Below are 16522 nucleotides of genomic sequence, written 5' to 3'. Positions count from 1 at the left end.
CGGGACAACGTTCATGAACATGGCACCCGGGAGTACGGATATGGCGAATGAAAGTGGATTTCGTTCTTGTCTTTAGCCGTAATATCGCTGAAGCAAGGTATGAAATCAAGTAGGGTGGAACCGCGGGAGAATAAGTTAAACTCTCGTCCCTATGTCTGTTAATCAGGCATGGGGGCGGGGGTTTTTTGTTGCTGTCAGAAGCGAAAAGTGCCGCCTCCATGGTAAGAAGTTTTAAGCAAATGGAGTTAAAAACTTGTAAAGCGAAGGAGACGGTATTATGAACTTTCAGCAGATGATTTTGACGCTGCAGCAGTTCTGGGCTGAACAGAACTGTATTATCGTACAGCCTTATGACACAGAAAAAGGCGCCGGCACGATGAACCCTATGACTTTTTTACGCTCACTAGGTCCTGAACCATGGAGAGTTGCGTACGTAGAGCCTTCACGTCGCCCATCCGATGGTCGTTATGGCGAGAATCCGAACCGTCTGTATCAGCATCATCAATTTCAAGTCATTATCAAACCATCGCCTGATAACATTCAAGAGATTTACTTGGATAGCTTAAAGGCACTCGGTATTGATCCGCTCTTGCATGATATCCGTTTTGTCGAGGATAACTGGGAGAACCCTTCACTCGGTTGTGCAGGTCTAGGATGGGAAGTATGGCTGGATGGTATGGAAATCACTCAGTTTACTTACTTCCAACAGGTCGGTGGGATTGAAGCCAATCCAGTTGCTGTAGAAATTACTTACGGTATGGAGCGGTTAGCCTCCTACATTCAAGATAAAGAAAATGTATTCGATCTTGAATGGGTTAGCGGCATGACTTATGGTGATGTTTTTCATCAGCCGGAATTCGAGCATTCTACTTACACCTTTGAAGTATCTGATGTAAAAATGCTATTTTCATTGTTCAACATGTACGAAGAAGAAGCGCGTAGAGCGATGGAAAAAAATCTTGTGTTCCCAGCCTACGATTACGTGTTGAAATGTTCACATAGCTTTAATCTGCTGGATGCACGTGGAGCCATCAGTGTTACAGAACGGACTGGATTTATTACCCGTGTGCGTAATCTTGCCCGCTCTGTAGCGGCAACATATCTTGAGGAACGCGAGAAGCTTGGCTTCCCGCTGCTGAAGAAAGAAGGTGCTGACCGTGTCTAAAGATATCCTGTTTGAGATCGGTCTGGAGGAAATTCCTGCACGGTTTATCCGCGCTGCGATGGAACAGCTGCAAGATAGAACGTCCAAGTGGTTGGATTCTGCACGGATTACCCATGCTGGAGTTACTGCTTATGCAACGCCACGTCGTCTCGCTGTTTTTGTTAAGGATGCGGCTGAGAAGCAAGCGGATATTAGCGAAGAGGTCAAAGGGCCGTCACGCAAGATCGCACTGGATGCAAACGGAGACTGGAGCAAAGCTGCATTAGGGTTTGCCCGGAGTCAAGGTGTATCCCCAGAGCAATTTACGTTCAAAGAGCTAGCAGGAGTAGAGTATATTTATGCTACTAGAAATAGTGCTGGGGTAGAGACAGCTTCGTTGCTCTCAGAAGGACTTTTAGGGATAGTAAATGCGATGACTTTTCCGAAAAACATGCGTTGGGGAGCTTACGATTTTAAATTCGTGCGTCCGATCCGCTGGTTAGTTGCTCTTTTCGGCAAAGATATTATTGATTTGGAAATTACAGATGTAAAAGCAGGGAATGTGAGCCGTGGACATCGTTTTCTGGGAACAGAGACTGTAATTTCGGAGCCTGCACAATATGTGGAGAGCTTGCGTGCGCAGCATGTGCTTGTAGATGTGAAGGAACGGGAAGAGCTGATCCTGAAACAAATCAATGAATTGGCTGAAGAAAAAAGCTGGACGATTGCGATCAAAGAGGATCTTTTGGAGGAAGTATTGTTTCTAGTTGAAACACCAACCGTGCTATTTGGAACCTTTGACCCATCGTTCTTGAACATTCCGCAAGATGTGCTGATTACTTCGATGCGTGAGCATCAGCGCTATTTCCCAGTTTTTGATGCAGCAGGCAAGCTTCTGCCTTTCTTCGTAACGGTGCGTAACGGAAATGCAGTATCTTTGGATGTAATTGCTAAGGGAAATGAGAAGGTACTCCGTGCTCGTCTATCAGATGCCAAATTCTTCTATCAAGAAGATCAAAAGATGAAGATTGATGATGCACTAGCCAAACTAGAGAATATCGTCTACCATGAAGAACTTGGCAGTGTTGGAGATAAAGTGCGTCGTATTCGCCAAATCTCCGATCGTCTTGCTGTAACATTGGGATTGTCTGATAGGGCCCTTTCTGAAGTAAGTCGGACTGCTGATATTTGTAAATTCGACCTTGTCACTCAAATGGTTTATGAATTCCCAGAACTCCAAGGCACCATGGGCGAAGATTATGCACGCAAAGCAGGAGAACCTGAAACTGTGGCAAAAGCAATCTTCGAACATTATCAGCCACGGTTCGCAGGAGATGCAGTACCTTCGACGGATGCTGGATCGGTTGTCAGCATTGCAGATAAGATTGATACAATTGTAGGCTGCTTCTCCATCGGTATCATCCCTACAGGTTCTCAGGATCCTTACGCACTGCGTCGACAGGCTGCAGGGATTGTTCAAATCGTGCTTGAGCATAAATTGCCGATTACGCTACGCGAAATTTTTGAAGCTGCGATTGAAATTCATAAAAATTCAGGGAATTCGAAACATTCTGACGATGAACTACGTATAAACCTGTACGAGTTCTTCAGTCTGCGTGTTAAACGACTTTTATCCGACAATGTACGCTATGATGTTGTGGATGCTGTTACAGCAGCTGGCTTTGACGACGTGGTAGATGTTGTAGGTAGAAGCCGTGCGCTTATGGGTGCTGTGTTAGACCAAGCAGACTTCAAAATCACCGTGGATTCACTTACTCGGGTTAGTAATCTGGCAGCTAAAGCAACCAGCGAAGGGATTGATCCTTCTTTACTTAAAGAAGATGCTGAGCTAGAGCTGTATAATACATGGCAGGAGTTACACACACCGTATCTTGAAGCGATGTCTGCGAACAATGCCGAAGAAGCACTCCGAATTCTCTCGGGTCTAAAAGATGCTGTTACAGCATTTTTCGATTCCGTTATGGTTATGGCAGAGGATGAGCAGATACGTGCTAACCGTTTAGCTTTGCTTGCTGGTATTGATGCTGATTCCAAGGCGTTTGCTGATTTTGGCAAGCTGGTTTGGTAAACGGCTGAGCACCGGAGTTCCCGGCTGAATTCAAGATTCGACATTTGATCAAAGATCAGCTTTTTGAACAACATCTATAAGAAAAGTTTGTGTCTTATGGTATAGAATGTTGGTTTGGGGTATAAATATACGGAACGGTGCCAATGCGTCATTTGACATCCGTTCCGTATTTATGCATAGAAAGAAGGATTTCTTGCGGTAAGGGCGTATATATATTACACGGGAAATTGGTGATGATCATGGAGAAGAAGTCCCGGTCTAGAACTATAGTCGTGGATGGGGATGCTTGTCCGGTCAAAAAAGAGATTGCTGAAGTAGGCCGCGCTTTTGGCGTGCCGGTACTGATGGTATCTTCTTATGACCATGCACTGAAAGCTGAAGAAGGTGTTACGGTTGTGCAGGTGGACCGGGGAGATCAAAGTGCCGATCTATATATTGCCAATCATATTTCTGCTGGAGATGTGGTGTTGACTCAAGACTATGGTCTCGCGGCACTTGCGCTCGGAAAACGTTGCAGTGTGCTTTCTTTTCGTGGTCAGGAATATGATGATTCCAAAATGGATTTTATGTTGGAAGGCAGGCATGCCAGGGCCGTGGAACGAAGACGGGGACAATACTCGAAGGGTCCAAAACCTATAACGGCAGAAGAAAAAATATATTTTCAACATAAAATGACAAAACTTTTAATACTTTTGCAGGAGAATGTAGAGCAATAGCGAATTATATTTATTTGTTAAGAATTGAAGGTGGTTGAAGTGGCTAGCGGACACGGGAATATTCCGGAAGAAGTTATCGAAAGCGTGCTTGCACGTCATGATATTGTCGATACAGTCGGTAAGGTTGTCCATTTGTCCAAGCAGGGGAAATATTTATGGGGCCTCTGCCCGTTCCATTCGGAGAAAACCCCTTCCTTTACAGTTACCCCCGACCGGGGAGTGTTTCATTGCTTTGGCTGCGGCATGGGTGGAAATGCCATCAAATTTAGGATGGAAATCGAAGGATTAACCTTCCCCGAAGCCGTCAAAATAATGGCTGAAGAAAGTGATATTCCCGTTCCTGAAGGTAAGGGAGGCCTAATGTCTCCTCCTGATCCGGAACGCGATCGGTTGATTCAAGCTTATGAATGGTCTGCAAAGTTTTATCATTACTTGCTGAAGAATACGGAACACGGCAAAGCCGCAATGGAGTATTTAAGAGCCCGGAACTTCAGCGATAAAATGATTGACCAGTTTCAGATCGGATATGCTCCGGACCGCTGGGATACTTTGCTACAATTTTTGGAGAAACGGAATTTTGACCTTGCTGAGATGGAGAAAGGCGGACTCTTGTCTGCCCGGGGTGAGGGTAAAGGCTATATAGACCGTTTCCGTGGTCGGATAATTTTTCCGATTGCGAACCGCACCGGCAAGGTGATTGCGTTTGCCGGAAGAATTCATGGAGAAGGACAACCTAAGTATTTAAATTCTCCAGAGAGTAGACTGTTTAACAAAAGCCGGATTTTATACAATTTGCACCAGTCCAAAGCATCCATCCGCAAAACGCGGCAAATCGTCCTCTTTGAAGGATACGGAGATGTCATTTCGGCCTGGGAAGCAGGTGTGCATAACGGCGTAGCAACAATGGGAACTTCTTTAACTGAAAGTCATGTAGCACTGATGAAGAGCCTGGCGGATGAAATTGTACTGTCTTATGACGGTGACCGGGCAGGACAAGCAGCTGCTATAAAGTCTATTCCAATGCTTGAAGGCAGTGGCCTGCGTGTGAAAGTTGCCTTACTGCCAAGCGGACTCGATCCAGATGAATTCATCTCCAAGCATGGTGGAGAAAGGTTTATGGATCAGGTTATTGATTCAGCGGTTTCATCCATAAAATTTAAGCTTATATATCTGAAAAAAAACCATATACTCCTAGAGGAAGATGGCAAAATTGCCTACGTCAAAGAAGCTTTGGAGGTCATTGCTTCGTTACATTCCTCGACTGAGAGAGAGGTTTACCTAAGGGAAATCGCTTCTGAGCTGGAACTTTCATATGATAGTTTGAAGCAGGATTGTAATTTACTTAGGGCATCGATGCAAAAAAACATCCCTGAAGGGGATAATAACGACAAAAGGTGGAATAATGGTAGGCATAAAAAAGGGCAAGTGCAGACACCAACTTTGCTGCCCGCTTATCATGTCGCGGAACGGCGTCTACTGTCCTTTATGATTCAGGACCCGGAAGCCGCCACGTATGTGGGCGAACGCCTCGGAGAAGATTTCAACATCGATGATCATGCGGCAATTGCCGCTTATCTATATGCCTATTACGCGCAAGGCAAACCACCCGGCATTAGTCGGTTTCTATCATCGCTTCAGGACGATCGTCTAGAGAAAACTGCAACATCAATTTCCATGATGGATACACCTCCGGACTGGAATATGCAGGTGCTGGATGATTGTATCCGTGAAGTACGGAAATACCCACTGCAGCGCAAGATGGATCAGAAGCGTGAAGAGATGATTCAGGCGGAAAAGTCCGGTGACTTTTTGCGTGCGGCACAAATAGCAAGTGAGATTATAGCCCTAGAGAGACAATGAAATGTTGACAGGATGTACCTAGGGAGGAGGGAGTCGAATTATGGCGAACGATCAGCATACTGAATTGGAAGCAGAATTTACTTTGGATCAGGTTAAGGATCAGCTTATTGAGCAAGGCAAGAAAAGATCATCATTGCTATACAAAGATATTATGGAGAAATTATCGCCGTTTGATCAAGACCCCGAGCAAATGGAGGAGTTCTATGAACAACTCAGTGATTTGGGGATTGAAGTTGTAAACGAGAACGATGAGGAGGTTAACAGCCTCCGGCCAAATGAGGACAATGAAGACAAAGAGGGCGATGAGTTCAGCTTTGATGATGATTTGTCACTGCCGCCAGGGATTAAGATTAATGACCCTGTTCGTATGTATCTAAAAGAAATTGGACGCGTTCCGCTGTTGTCGGCTGACGATGAAGTAGAGCTTGCTATGCGTATTAAGAATGGTGACGAGGAAGCCAAACGTCGTCTCGCTGAAGCGAACCTACGTCTTGTAGTAAGTATTGCTAAACGTTATGTTGGACGCGGTATGCTGTTCCTTGATTTGATTCAGGAAGGTAATATGGGTCTGATCAAAGCGGTAGAGAAATTTGACCATAACAAAGGGTTCAAATTTAGTACGTATGCAACTTGGTGGATTCGTCAGGCCATTACCCGCGCGATTGCGGATCAGGCACGTACGATTCGTATTCCTGTACACATGGTTGAGACGATCAACAAGCTGATTCGTGTCTCTCGTCAATTGCTGCAAGAACTGGGACGTGAACCTTCGCCAGAGGAAATTGCGGCTGAGATGGAGCTGACGGTTGAGAAAGTTAGAGAAATCATGAAGATTGCCCAAGAACCAGTATCGCTCGAAACACCGATCGGTGAAGAAGACGATTCACATCTGGGAGATTTCATTGAGGATCAGGAAGCCTTGGCTCCTGCGGATGCAGCAGCTTATGAACTGCTGAAGGAACAGCTGGAGGATGTACTGGACACGCTCACGGAGCGTGAAGAGAATGTACTTCGTCTGCGTTTTGGCCTAGATGATGGCCGGACGAGAACACTTGAAGAAGTGGGCAAAGTGTTCGGCGTTACCCGCGAACGGATTCGCCAGATTGAAGCTAAAGCATTGCGTAAGCTTCGTCACCCTAGCCGCAGTAAACGGCTTAAGGATTTCCTTGAATAGTATTTCATGAACTGGACCTTCTGCTGCTCAGTAGCAGGAGGTTCTTTTATTTGAATTACGACCCTAAAAGTGCTGACCTTGTGTATCTGGAAAGAAGGATGAGCCAGTGAATTTGGAAAAACGCGAAATTATTATAAAAGAGATTCAGTATTGGAGAAATAACAGATTGCTACCAGAGCAATATTGCGACTTCTTAACCAATCTGTATGATGATGAAGCTGCGGCGAAGGATAAAAATCCGATTTCGCTGAAGAATCTACAGCAGGGAAACATCAAAATTTGGCTGTTTGGTTTTGGAATTATTTCCTTGATTTTCTTGATTAGTCTTTATTTTAGCGTTTTTCCCTGGCCTTTGCAACTTGCAACAGCACTATCCGTATTAATTATTTGTTATGGATACTCAGCGGTTTACAAGAACCGAAATCATGTTATTAGTCTTATTCTGGCGGGGCTGGGTAGCGTGTTATCGCTTGGTTTTGGGCTATGGCTGATTGCTTTGCATGATCTTGATCCTCAGTTCTGGAGACCGATTCTGATTGGAGCTTGCGGCTTGGTATGGTGTATTCTGGGATTTGTGCTCCGGATCGGCTTGCTGCAGTACTGCGGGTATGCTTTTTGGGCATTACTATATGCTGGATTCTTCGGTGGAAGACGGCCTGATGCCTCGATGCTAGAGCTTGAGTTCTTATGGCTTCCATTATGTGTAATGATGGTGTGGCTAAGCTGGCTTTTACATCACAGAGTAAAAGGCGCCGCTAATGTATTTTTTGCAGTGGGCGTATCGTTATGGGTTATGCCTGAGCTCGATGCTCTTTTATTGAGACAAAATTTCCCGCAGTGGATTTCGTTTATGCTAATTTTTAAAATTGCGGTAGGCTTAGCCCTGCTGTTCTTGTTTCGAAAAAAATGGATAACGTGGGTGGCAACATGAACAATGTGAAATTATCAGATCGACTTCAGCAATTGCTGAAGCAAATTCCGCAAGGAAGCAGGTTGGCAGACATCGGTTCTGATCATGCGCTGCTTCCTGTAGCTGCTGTAGAAAGCGGTAAGGCGATATTCGCAGTAGCAGGTGAGGTAAACCCAGGTCCTTTTGATGCTGCTTGTAAAGGCGTTGCAGAGGCCGGATTAGGAAAGGTGATCTCGGTGCGGCGAGGGGATGGCCTTGAGGTACTGGAACCTGGTGAAGTTAATTGTATCACGATCGCTGGTATGGGAGGGGCTTTAATTGCCTCGATTTTAGACCGTGGTCAGAGCCAAGGTAAGCTTAAGGATGTTACAACACTGGTCCTTCAGCCGAATGTGGGCGAGGATATTTTGCGTCGCTGGCTACTAGCTAATAATTGGGTTCTTATAGCTGAAAGTATTCTCGAAGAAGATGGGAAGTTATATGAAGTATTAACGGCTGTACCAGAGGATGCGAGTGCCGGAATTACGAATGCCAATGTATATCGAGAGGTAACGTTAGGTGATTCCGCTATGGTTCGTGGTCAGGATACCTTGCTACAGATGGGACCTTTTCTATTACAAGCACCGAATGCTGTGTTTTTTGCCAAGTGGCAAGGGGAGATACAGAAATTGGAAGGAATTTTGACATCATTGTCACGTTCAGAGCTCGAATCTGCAGAGAATAAACGGAAATTAATTCGAGATCAGATCAAGGAGATTACGGAGGTGCTGCAATGCTTGCCAAAGGACAAACAGTAATTCAATATATGGAGCAGCTGGCTCCGAAGCATTTAGCCGAAGAGTGGGACAAAGTCGGTCTTCAACTAGGTTCCTTACAGAAAGAGATAACCAATGTGCTGGTTGCACTGGATGTTAATGATGAAGTCGTTGAAGAGGCAATAAGTCTCGGCTGTAATCTAATCATTGCCCACCATGCGATTATTTTCCGTCCGCTGCAAGGGATTCAAACAGACACTCCAATGGGTAGAATGTATGAAAAACTGATTAAAAATGACATCGCGGTATACATCAGTCACACTAATCTGGATGTTACCGAAGGTGGAATGAACGATTGGATGGCGGAAGCTCTGGGCATAGAGAACGGAGTACCCATTAAAGACATTCATTCAGAGCAATTGTCTAAGTTGGTGGTATTTGTACCAAAGGATCATCATCAGAAGGTATTAGATGCCATCTTGAATGCAGGAGCAGGGGCAATCGGCAACTATAGTCATTGCAGCTTCAATATTGAGGGATACGGGACTTTTATTCCGGGAGAAGGCACAGATCCTTATATCGGGGAAAAAGGGAAGATGGAGCGTGCTGAGGAGATTCGTATTGAGACGATCGTGCCACACAGTATCCGCAATAAAGTGGTACAGGCTATGCTCAAGGCTCATCCTTATGAAGAGGTTGCCTATGATTTGTACACGATGGATCTTAAAGGCCGCAGTTTAGGGCTTGGGCGGGTTGGAAAGCTCAAAGAACCTACAACACTTGGGCAATTCGTTGAGACGGTAAAAAAAGGTCTGAAAGTAGACCATGTACGTGTTGTGGGTGATTTGGATCGTCCGATTCGTAAAGCCGCTATTCTCGGCGGTTCGGGTGGAAAGTATTATAACAGTGCTATTTTCCGCGGTGCAGATGTGCTGGTTACAGGAGATCTTGATTATCATACAGCACAGGATGCCGTGCTCGCTGGGATCACTCTGATTGATCCAGGACATAATGCGGAGAAGATCATGAAAGAGAAAGTAGCAGCGTGGATGACTGGGAAACTGGTGGAGCATAGGTATGATACAGCTGTACATGCTTCGCAGGTGAATACGGAGCCATTTAAGTTCCTATAAAAATTCCATTTAATAATGCTTGTGCCAGACATGCGATGTCTGTATAATATATAATGTTGTTCGGAAAGTTTGACAGACAATCGCCGGTGACGTGTAGACGTCACGGGAGGAAAGTCCGGGCTCCATAAGGCAGGATGCTGGATAACGTCCAGTCGGCGCGAGTCGAAGGATAGTGCCACAGAAATGGACCGCCGATGGCCGCCTTAGGGCGGCACAGGCAAGGATGGAACCGAGGTGTAAGAGACCCCGAGGAACGCTGGTGACTTCGTTCCTGGTAAACCCCATCTGGAGCAAGACCTAATGAGACGCAGCAAATTCCTGTATTGGAATAGGCAGCCTTAGCCTGAGGCGCGTCTAGGTTGGTCGCTGGAGCTGTGCAGTAATGTACGGCCTAGATAGATGATTGTCGCTTATGGTGGGAGGGTAGTTCCCGATTGAACCACGACGAGCACAGAACCCGGCTTACGGCAAACTTTCCTAACTGCAACGTTATGATAAACAACAACAACCATACAAGCGGCGGCGTATCTCGGGAAACCGGATCACGTCGCTTTTTTAAAATATAAGAAAGTATAAGATTCATTTTATACATTATCCTTATATTTCTCGCAACGCTTACCATCCTTATAAGGACGCCGAAGGTGTTTATGCTCGAGGCAAGAAGATATGTAGAAAGAGGGAAATGTATAACATGGGTAATTATCAGATTTGCGGGTTCTGCGGACATTTATATGAACGAAACAATAAGAGGATGTGCAATAGTTGTGATGAGATGTATCAGAGAATCAGGCGTATCGTAGAGACTTCACCCGACACGATGGTATTAAATATATCCCTTCAAACAGGGGTAAGTGTCAGTCGAATCATGTCTTTCGTTGAAAATGGATATTTTAGGCTCAATAAAGATAGCATAGAAGTATCTAAGAAGTAAATTACGCTAAGCATGGCTGATAAATAAAAATAACCCGGCTTCCTAATCCCATACAGGATGAAGAATCCGGGTTTTGTCATGCTTATGAACGAATGCCGGCCTGACTCTCCCGCCATTGTACCAACGCCTTCTCCAGACGCTGAACAGCAACGGGTACAAGCTTAGGTGGCGTATGGGTGAAATTCAGACGCATCTTATTCTTGTGGGGCTGTGATGAATAGAACACTTCACCGGGAACAAAAGCAACACCGTTCTCTACTGCTAGAGGAAGTAATTCCTTCGTGTTGATCTCTTGGGAAAGTGTTAGCCACAGGAACATACCGCCTCGTGGCTCCAGAAAATGAGCGCCTTCCCAGTTCTGCGATCGGAGTTCCGCGGATAAGAGCTTCATTCGAGAATAATATTCTCGTGAGATGACGCGGATATGCTGCTCAATATCGAAATGCAGCAGCAGTTGATCTAAAGCGCGTTGGTCAATGGTGCTAGAATGCAGATCAGCGGCTTGCTTTGCTTTGGCGATGGTCTTGATTAGATTGGAATCGCCGACAATCCAGCCGGTACGCAGGGCAGGGGCTACGATTTTGGAAAAAGTTCCAGTGTAAGCGACACAATAATCGCCGCCATAGCTTCTGTCGATGGATGCTAGTGAGGGTGGATAAAGATCTTTATTCTCCTCAAAGGTTATTTCGCCGTAGGGATTATCCTCCAAGATAAGAACATTGTAGCGGCGGCAGATTTCCACCACTTTCTCACGGCGTTCCTTACTCCAGGTTGCTCCTGAAGGATTGTTGAAGGTCGGAACTGCATATAGGAGTTTGGGCCGTAATTTTTGTATTTGATCTTCCAGGTGATCTGGCAGTATGCCTTGCTCGTCATTATTTATCGTATGAATATCAGCCCGGTAAGAGCCGAGTACCTGTAAAGCTGCTAAATAAGTGGGGGCTTCAACAAGTACAGCATCACCGGGATCAAGTAGTATTTTACATAATAAATCAATGGCTTGCTGGGAACCTGTAGTCAAGATCATCTCAGATGCTGTAACAGGGATTCCTTGCCGAGTAAGTCTTTCGGCGATTTTATCACGTAGTGGAGTAAAGCCCTCGGTTAATCCGTATTGAAGCACTGAGGTGTCACTGGAGAGTACACGGTTATAAGCGTCTCGTACGGCCTCCAAGGGAAACAAATCCTCCCCAGGCAGCCCGCCTGCAAGTGAAATGATGTCATTGCCCTGTGTAACTTTTAGAATCTCACGAACGGCTGATGATCCTAGATGATTGGCTGCGGTCGAGTATTTGATATCCATAAATGAGTTCTCCACCTTTCAATTTGGTGCTATCATAATAGGAGTACTGTATAACAGTAAAGCGTTGAATATAACAGTGGAGGTGGAGGGTTCATGCACATCGATTTGATTCGCAATAGCAGTAAATCTCTGCCTCATCAAATCAGTGAAACCCTAAGTCAGCGGATCTCATCAGGATTGCTCCAGCAAGGTGTCCGGCTGCCCTCCGTAAGAAGTTTGGCTACAGCTTTGAGAGTAAGCCAGGTTACAGTAAGCAAGGCATACAATGTGCTTGAGAAGCGGGGACTTATTTATTGCAGGCAAGGAAAAGGCTGCTTTGTAGCCGACCCTGAACACACCCGACGTCAGGAAGATGGCCGCTGGCAGGATATATATGATGATTATTTGCCGCGAGCTCAGCTTTGGCGCAATTTTGATTACTCTGAAGTAAAGTATCCCTTTCATATAGCTGCAATTCATAGTGAGTTACTTCCTCTAAAAAATATTGGTGACTCCTTCGCATCTTTAGTTATGCAGCAGCCGGAGCTTATGGCAACCTATGGGAACTTCCAAGGTGATCTGGAGCTGCGAGGAATTATGAGCGATCATTTAAAAACACGTGGAATTGCACTTACTTCCTCTGATGTAATGATCACAAGCGGAACTCAGCAAGGCATTGATCTGGTGGCTCGTACCTTTGTCGGACCTGGGGACACCGTGTATCTTGAGGCTCCTAGTTATACAGGGGCTATAGATGTTTTTGCAGGACGAGGTGCAGAGATGATTTTTGTACCTACGGACAGTGAAGGGATGCGGGTGGATATTCTTACAAGAATGTGTGATCAAAGACCGCCTAAGCTAATTTATACAATCCCTACTTTTCAGAATCCTAGCGGAGTAACCATGAGTATAGCAAGAAGACAACGTCTGCTGGAATTAGCCCGCAGTTACCGTTGTCTTATTGTTGAGGATGATCCATTTAGTGATTTATATTTCCATGCGCCTCCGCCGCCTACGATCAAATCGATGGATTCCAAAGGGCATGTAGTTTATATGAAGAGTTTCAGTAAAGTTATTGCACCCGGCTGCAGAATTGCCTGTGTAGCCGCTGGTGGGAATATTCTGTCACGGCTTATCGCCGCGAAGTCCGCAAGTGATTTAGGGAGTCCGCTGCTCACACAAAGGGCGGTATTGCCATTCATAGCGGGCAAGTATGAAGCCTATGCTGCTCAGTTACGAGTTACACTCCGTGCACGTATGGAAAAGGCGGCGAAGCTTCTGAAGCTTTACGCGCCGCCTGGAGTAAAATATATTCTCCCAGAGGGTGGTCTTAACCTCTGGCTGGAGTTGCCGGCTTCCCCTGATATCGGAAGGCTACATGAGCTGGCCGAACAGGAGAGCATTTCTTTTTTACCGGGTGATGTTTGTTACTCCGCGGAGACCCCTTCCCGGTATATCCGTTTATGTTATTCACAAATGAATGAAACAGATATGGAGGAAGGCTTACGATTATTTCTCCGTTTGCTTGGTAGATTTTTGCAGAGTGGTGGCTAGGTGTTACTTAGAGTTACTTAATCTTTGTTTCAAATGATTCATTTGCTTTTGTACATGCTGTGGCCATAGCTGAAGGGGAACCTGATTGCCGCTAGCGGCTTGCAGGGTTTTGTAGATATCGACCTGACCCCAGCCAAAATATTTGTCATGCCCGGGAGTACCTAAATCAACAGCATTTTTGGTCATAAGATCCATAACTTCCGTATTCGTCAGATTCGGATTTAGTGAACGCACCAGACCCGCTAGCGCAGCGACATGAGGACTGGCCATCGATGTACCGGATAAAGCGGCATACTGGCTATCTGGGTAAGTGCTTGCTATACTTTCTCCGGGCGCTGCGACATCAATATAATCGCCGTAGTTGGAGAAGGAAGCTTTTTCCCCTGAAGCATTTGTTGCAGCTACTGCAATCACTTCGGGATACGCAGCAGGAAATCCTGGTCGTTCTGTATTATCGTTGCCAGCAGCAGATACGAGGACGATATCTCGGTCGTAGGCATATTTGATCGCGTCATGAAGAAACTGGGAATCCGCATAGTTCCCTAAACTTAAGTTTATGACTTTCGCACCGTTGTCCGCTGCCCAAATGATTCCTTCTGCAACAGAATAAGTGGTACCTGCTCCTGAATTATCAAGTGCTTTTACCGGAAGGATCTTGTTATACCAGCTGATTCCAGCTACTCCCTCTCCGTTATTGACCAGGGCGCCTATAATTCCAGATACATGTGTGCCATGTCCTACATCATCTTCTGGAGTGGAACCATTGGTAATCGCGTTATACCCTGTCAAAAGCTTCCCCTTCAAATCAGGATGATTGATCTGGACTCCGGTGTCCACTACGGCCACGATCACTTCTTTACTTCCCTTAGAGAGATTCCAGCCCAGCTCCGTTTCGATCGCCGGCAAATTCCATTGATAGGTGGAGAATAACATGTCATTTGGAGTAACGGTTCCCTCTGCGTTTTTAGATATCGTGTCATTGGTTAAATACATATAGTGAGGCTCCGTATATTCGGGGTGCCATTTATTGGTGAAATAGTCTTTGAGCTCATAATAAGTCAGCTTCTCTGAACGGAAAATATAGGAATACCCAAGCTTACGTGGCTTTTTGCCGTTGATATCAGCGGTTATTGTTTGAAGCTGCCCCGGCGTAGGGGAGTTATTGCGGAAACGGACGACAATTTCATTCTCATAAAAATGGCTGGCGTTTTCGTTATCATGACCGGTCTTAACGGTAATATCTTTTAAATTATCGGTATGGACGGATTCTACACGGTACTTCCCTTCCTTTGGATAAGGGATGAGCCGAAGGTTCTTCAGCTGATGGTCTGCCACACGACCAAGCACCTTTTGGTTGATAAGTGCAATGATGCCTATATTTTTTTCTTTGTTCCGCTGAGCGATAAAGTAATATTTCTCTTTACCGATTGTAAAGGTTGGAGATTCATAGGATTGATGACCATGGATCGCTGATTTCGCCGTCTTAAGATATTTTTGCAGCTGCTGATTCTCCTGTTCGGTTCCTTGAGGAAATGAAGAAGACTTAAAGGTTTCCGTTTTATGCTTGCGAAAATCAATCCACATAAGCATAGTGATAAATCCGTGGTTCTGCTGCAACCGTTTCGCATACACTGATTTATCATGAAGCGAAGACATTCCATCCGTTTCAGAGAGGAGCTTAGTCAAATGTCTGCTGACATCCACTCTATTCAGATGATCCGTCGCATCAACATCTTGAGATAAGGAGCTTTTCTTTAATGATTTTTCCTGTGATGGGTTTGGTGCTGAATGTAGGGCTGAAGTTGGAGCAGGATTTGGTACAGCAACATTAGCGACTTCTCTGGTCGTCGTCCCATTAGTGGCAGGACGTAGTGCAAAGGTAAGCAATACAACTGTGAACGCAGCTGTTACCAAACCTGCAACCGTTAGATTTTTACGTGACATGATTTCCGCTCCTCTACGCATTGTAATGGCTATAGGTTTAGAAGAGAGCGTATGTTTTATGCATCTTAGAAAAGGATACCTTCCAAACGTTTTTTATGATAATATCAGAGAGAATAAGCATCTTGAGTTCGCATCCTGATATTGCAGGAGATACGTCGATAGATGTTCTTTTAATTTTCAGAAGGTTAGACTTCTCTGTGTTTGCATCCTGATATTGCAAGAATAAAGAGATATGTCTAAAGACTATTTCTTCATAAGATTAACTTTATTGACTACAAGAGCAGGGAATAATAAGGGGGAGCAACCGCCATGTCAGCAGCCAATGTGCAGAAATTATGTGAATCGACGAGAGACAAACTTAAAGATGTAATTGATAAGATGGAGATTTTTCTGAACGAGCATGCATTGCCTCAGCTTGTAACAGAAGATGATGAAGAAACTGTACAATTTTATCAAGGATTTCTGTCCGATGTTCGTCATCTGTTAGTGTTCTCGGAAATGTCTTATGAGAAGCTGGGAGTTGCGCTGCGTCGTGCTACATTCGATGAATCTTTTGCGCAGAAAGCGCTTTATAATGTATATCACTATGGCGTGAATAACTTCTTCTATCCAAAGAACGAAAGCTATTCTGAAGATGGACGTTATGCTTATACTGGACAGGATGCTATCCGTTTCCGTAAAAAGCCAGTTCGTCCGGCTCGTGATATCATTCTAGAAATTACCAAGACCTATGAAGAGCTACGCGATGACCTTACTTATTATGAAAACGACTATTTGACTGAGAAACGTATGCAAAATCAGGTTTAACAGTTAACTAATTCCTGTAAAGGATCAGCACTTCGTCAATTTATAATGACGAGGGCTGATCCTTTTTTGACTTATTAGAATTTATATATTTGGGGCCCCCACAAAGTACCTGAATACGCATCGAAGCACCCCCCCACTTTGTGGGGATATTTTGCGTGGGCATCGTTACATCAACTGGAAACTGTCCTGTCGAATAGGGGGTAAATCGTGCGGACATAATGAA

12 protein-coding genes and 1 other RNA gene are annotated in these 16522 nt (G+C 45.1%); 11 read left to right on the top strand and 2 right to left on the bottom strand.

Annotated elements, in window-relative coordinates:
• Positions 1-277: 277 nt before the first annotated feature.
• From glyQ to rnpB, 9 genes are all read left to right on the top strand, one after another.
• Positions 278-1165 carry a glycine--tRNA ligase subunit alpha gene (gene glyQ / locus MHB64_RS23705; RefSeq protein ID WP_094870322.1) on the top strand — a complete coding sequence of 296 codons (888 nt, stop codon included), beginning with the start codon at positions 278-280 and terminating at the stop codon, positions 1163-1165.
• Entirely contained in the window at positions 1158-3233 is a 2076-nt protein-coding gene (gene glyS / locus MHB64_RS23700; RefSeq protein ID WP_280786779.1) for a glycine--tRNA ligase subunit beta, read from the top strand. Before glyQ ends, glyS begins: the two co-directional genes overlap by 8 nt.
• A gap of 239 nt (positions 3234-3472) precedes the next feature.
• Positions 3473-3949 carry a YaiI/YqxD family protein gene (locus tag MHB64_RS23695; RefSeq protein ID WP_094870349.1) on the top strand — a complete coding sequence of 159 codons (477 nt, stop codon included), beginning with the start codon at positions 3473-3475 and terminating at the stop codon, positions 3947-3949.
• Between the two features lie 39 nt (positions 3950-3988).
• Positions 3989-5809, top strand: coding sequence for a DNA primase (gene dnaG, locus MHB64_RS23690; RefSeq protein WP_094870324.1), 1821 nt, complete (start codon positions 3989-3991; stop codon positions 5807-5809).
• A 40-nt stretch (positions 5810-5849) separates the two neighbouring features.
• Positions 5850-6983, top strand: coding sequence for an RNA polymerase sigma factor RpoD (gene rpoD / locus MHB64_RS23685; protein ID WP_042130309.1), 1134 nt, complete (start codon positions 5850-5852; stop codon positions 6981-6983).
• A 106-nt stretch (positions 6984-7089) separates the two neighbouring features.
• The gene (locus MHB64_RS23680) at positions 7090-7914 is read left to right on the top strand and encodes a hypothetical protein (protein ID WP_341135496.1); all 825 of its coding nucleotides are present in this window, start codon (positions 7090-7092) and stop codon (positions 7912-7914) included.
• 5 nt (positions 7915-7919) lie between these two features.
• Positions 7920-8690: a tRNA (adenine(22)-N(1))-methyltransferase gene (locus tag MHB64_RS23675; RefSeq protein WP_341136117.1), complete on the top strand. Its 771-nt coding sequence runs from the start codon at positions 7920-7922 to the stop codon at positions 8688-8690.
• Positions 8666-9781, top strand: a complete 1116-nt coding sequence (locus tag MHB64_RS23670) for a Nif3-like dinuclear metal center hexameric protein (protein ID WP_341135495.1) — start codon at positions 8666-8668, stop codon at positions 9779-9781. The genes MHB64_RS23675 and MHB64_RS23670 overlap by 25 nt, the downstream gene beginning before the upstream one ends.
• Positions 9782-9845: 64 nt before the next feature.
• Positions 9846-10261: RNase P RNA component class A (gene rnpB, locus MHB64_RS23665), an RNA gene on the top strand.
• Between the two features lie 533 nt (positions 10262-10794).
• Here rnpB and MHB64_RS23660 read toward each other — a convergent pair.
• Positions 10795-12015, bottom strand: a complete 1221-nt coding sequence (locus MHB64_RS23660) for an aminotransferase-like domain-containing protein (RefSeq protein WP_341135494.1) — start codon at positions 12013-12015, stop codon at positions 10795-10797.
• A gap of 93 nt (positions 12016-12108) precedes the next feature.
• On the opposite strand from MHB64_RS23660, the gene pdxR reads away from it, so the two are divergent.
• Positions 12109-13548 carry a MocR-like pyridoxine biosynthesis transcription factor PdxR gene (gene pdxR, locus MHB64_RS23655; protein WP_341135493.1) on the top strand — a complete coding sequence of 480 codons (1440 nt, stop codon included), beginning with the start codon at positions 12109-12111 and terminating at the stop codon, positions 13546-13548.
• Positions 13549-13551: 3 nt separating this feature from the next.
• On the opposite strand, the gene MHB64_RS23650 is transcribed toward pdxR, so the two are convergent.
• Positions 13552-15492, bottom strand: a complete 1941-nt coding sequence (locus MHB64_RS23650; RefSeq protein WP_341135492.1) for a S8 family peptidase — start codon at positions 15490-15492, stop codon at positions 13552-13554.
• A gap of 309 nt (positions 15493-15801) precedes the next feature.
• On the opposite strand from MHB64_RS23650, the gene MHB64_RS23645 reads away from it, so the two are divergent.
• On the top strand, positions 15802-16299 hold the full coding sequence (locus MHB64_RS23645) for a YpuI family protein (protein WP_042190914.1): 498 nt from the start codon (positions 15802-15804) through the stop codon (positions 16297-16299).
• Positions 16300-16522 lie beyond the last annotated feature (223 nt).

This window comes from Paenibacillus sp. FSL K6-2859, assembly GCF_038008265.1.
In the GTDB taxonomy this organism is placed as follows: domain Bacteria; phylum Bacillota; class Bacilli; order Paenibacillales; family Paenibacillaceae; genus Paenibacillus_AQ; species Paenibacillus_AQ nitricinens.
Note: the sequence above shows the minus strand (reverse complement) of the source record. Positions and strands in the feature narration are given on the sequence as shown.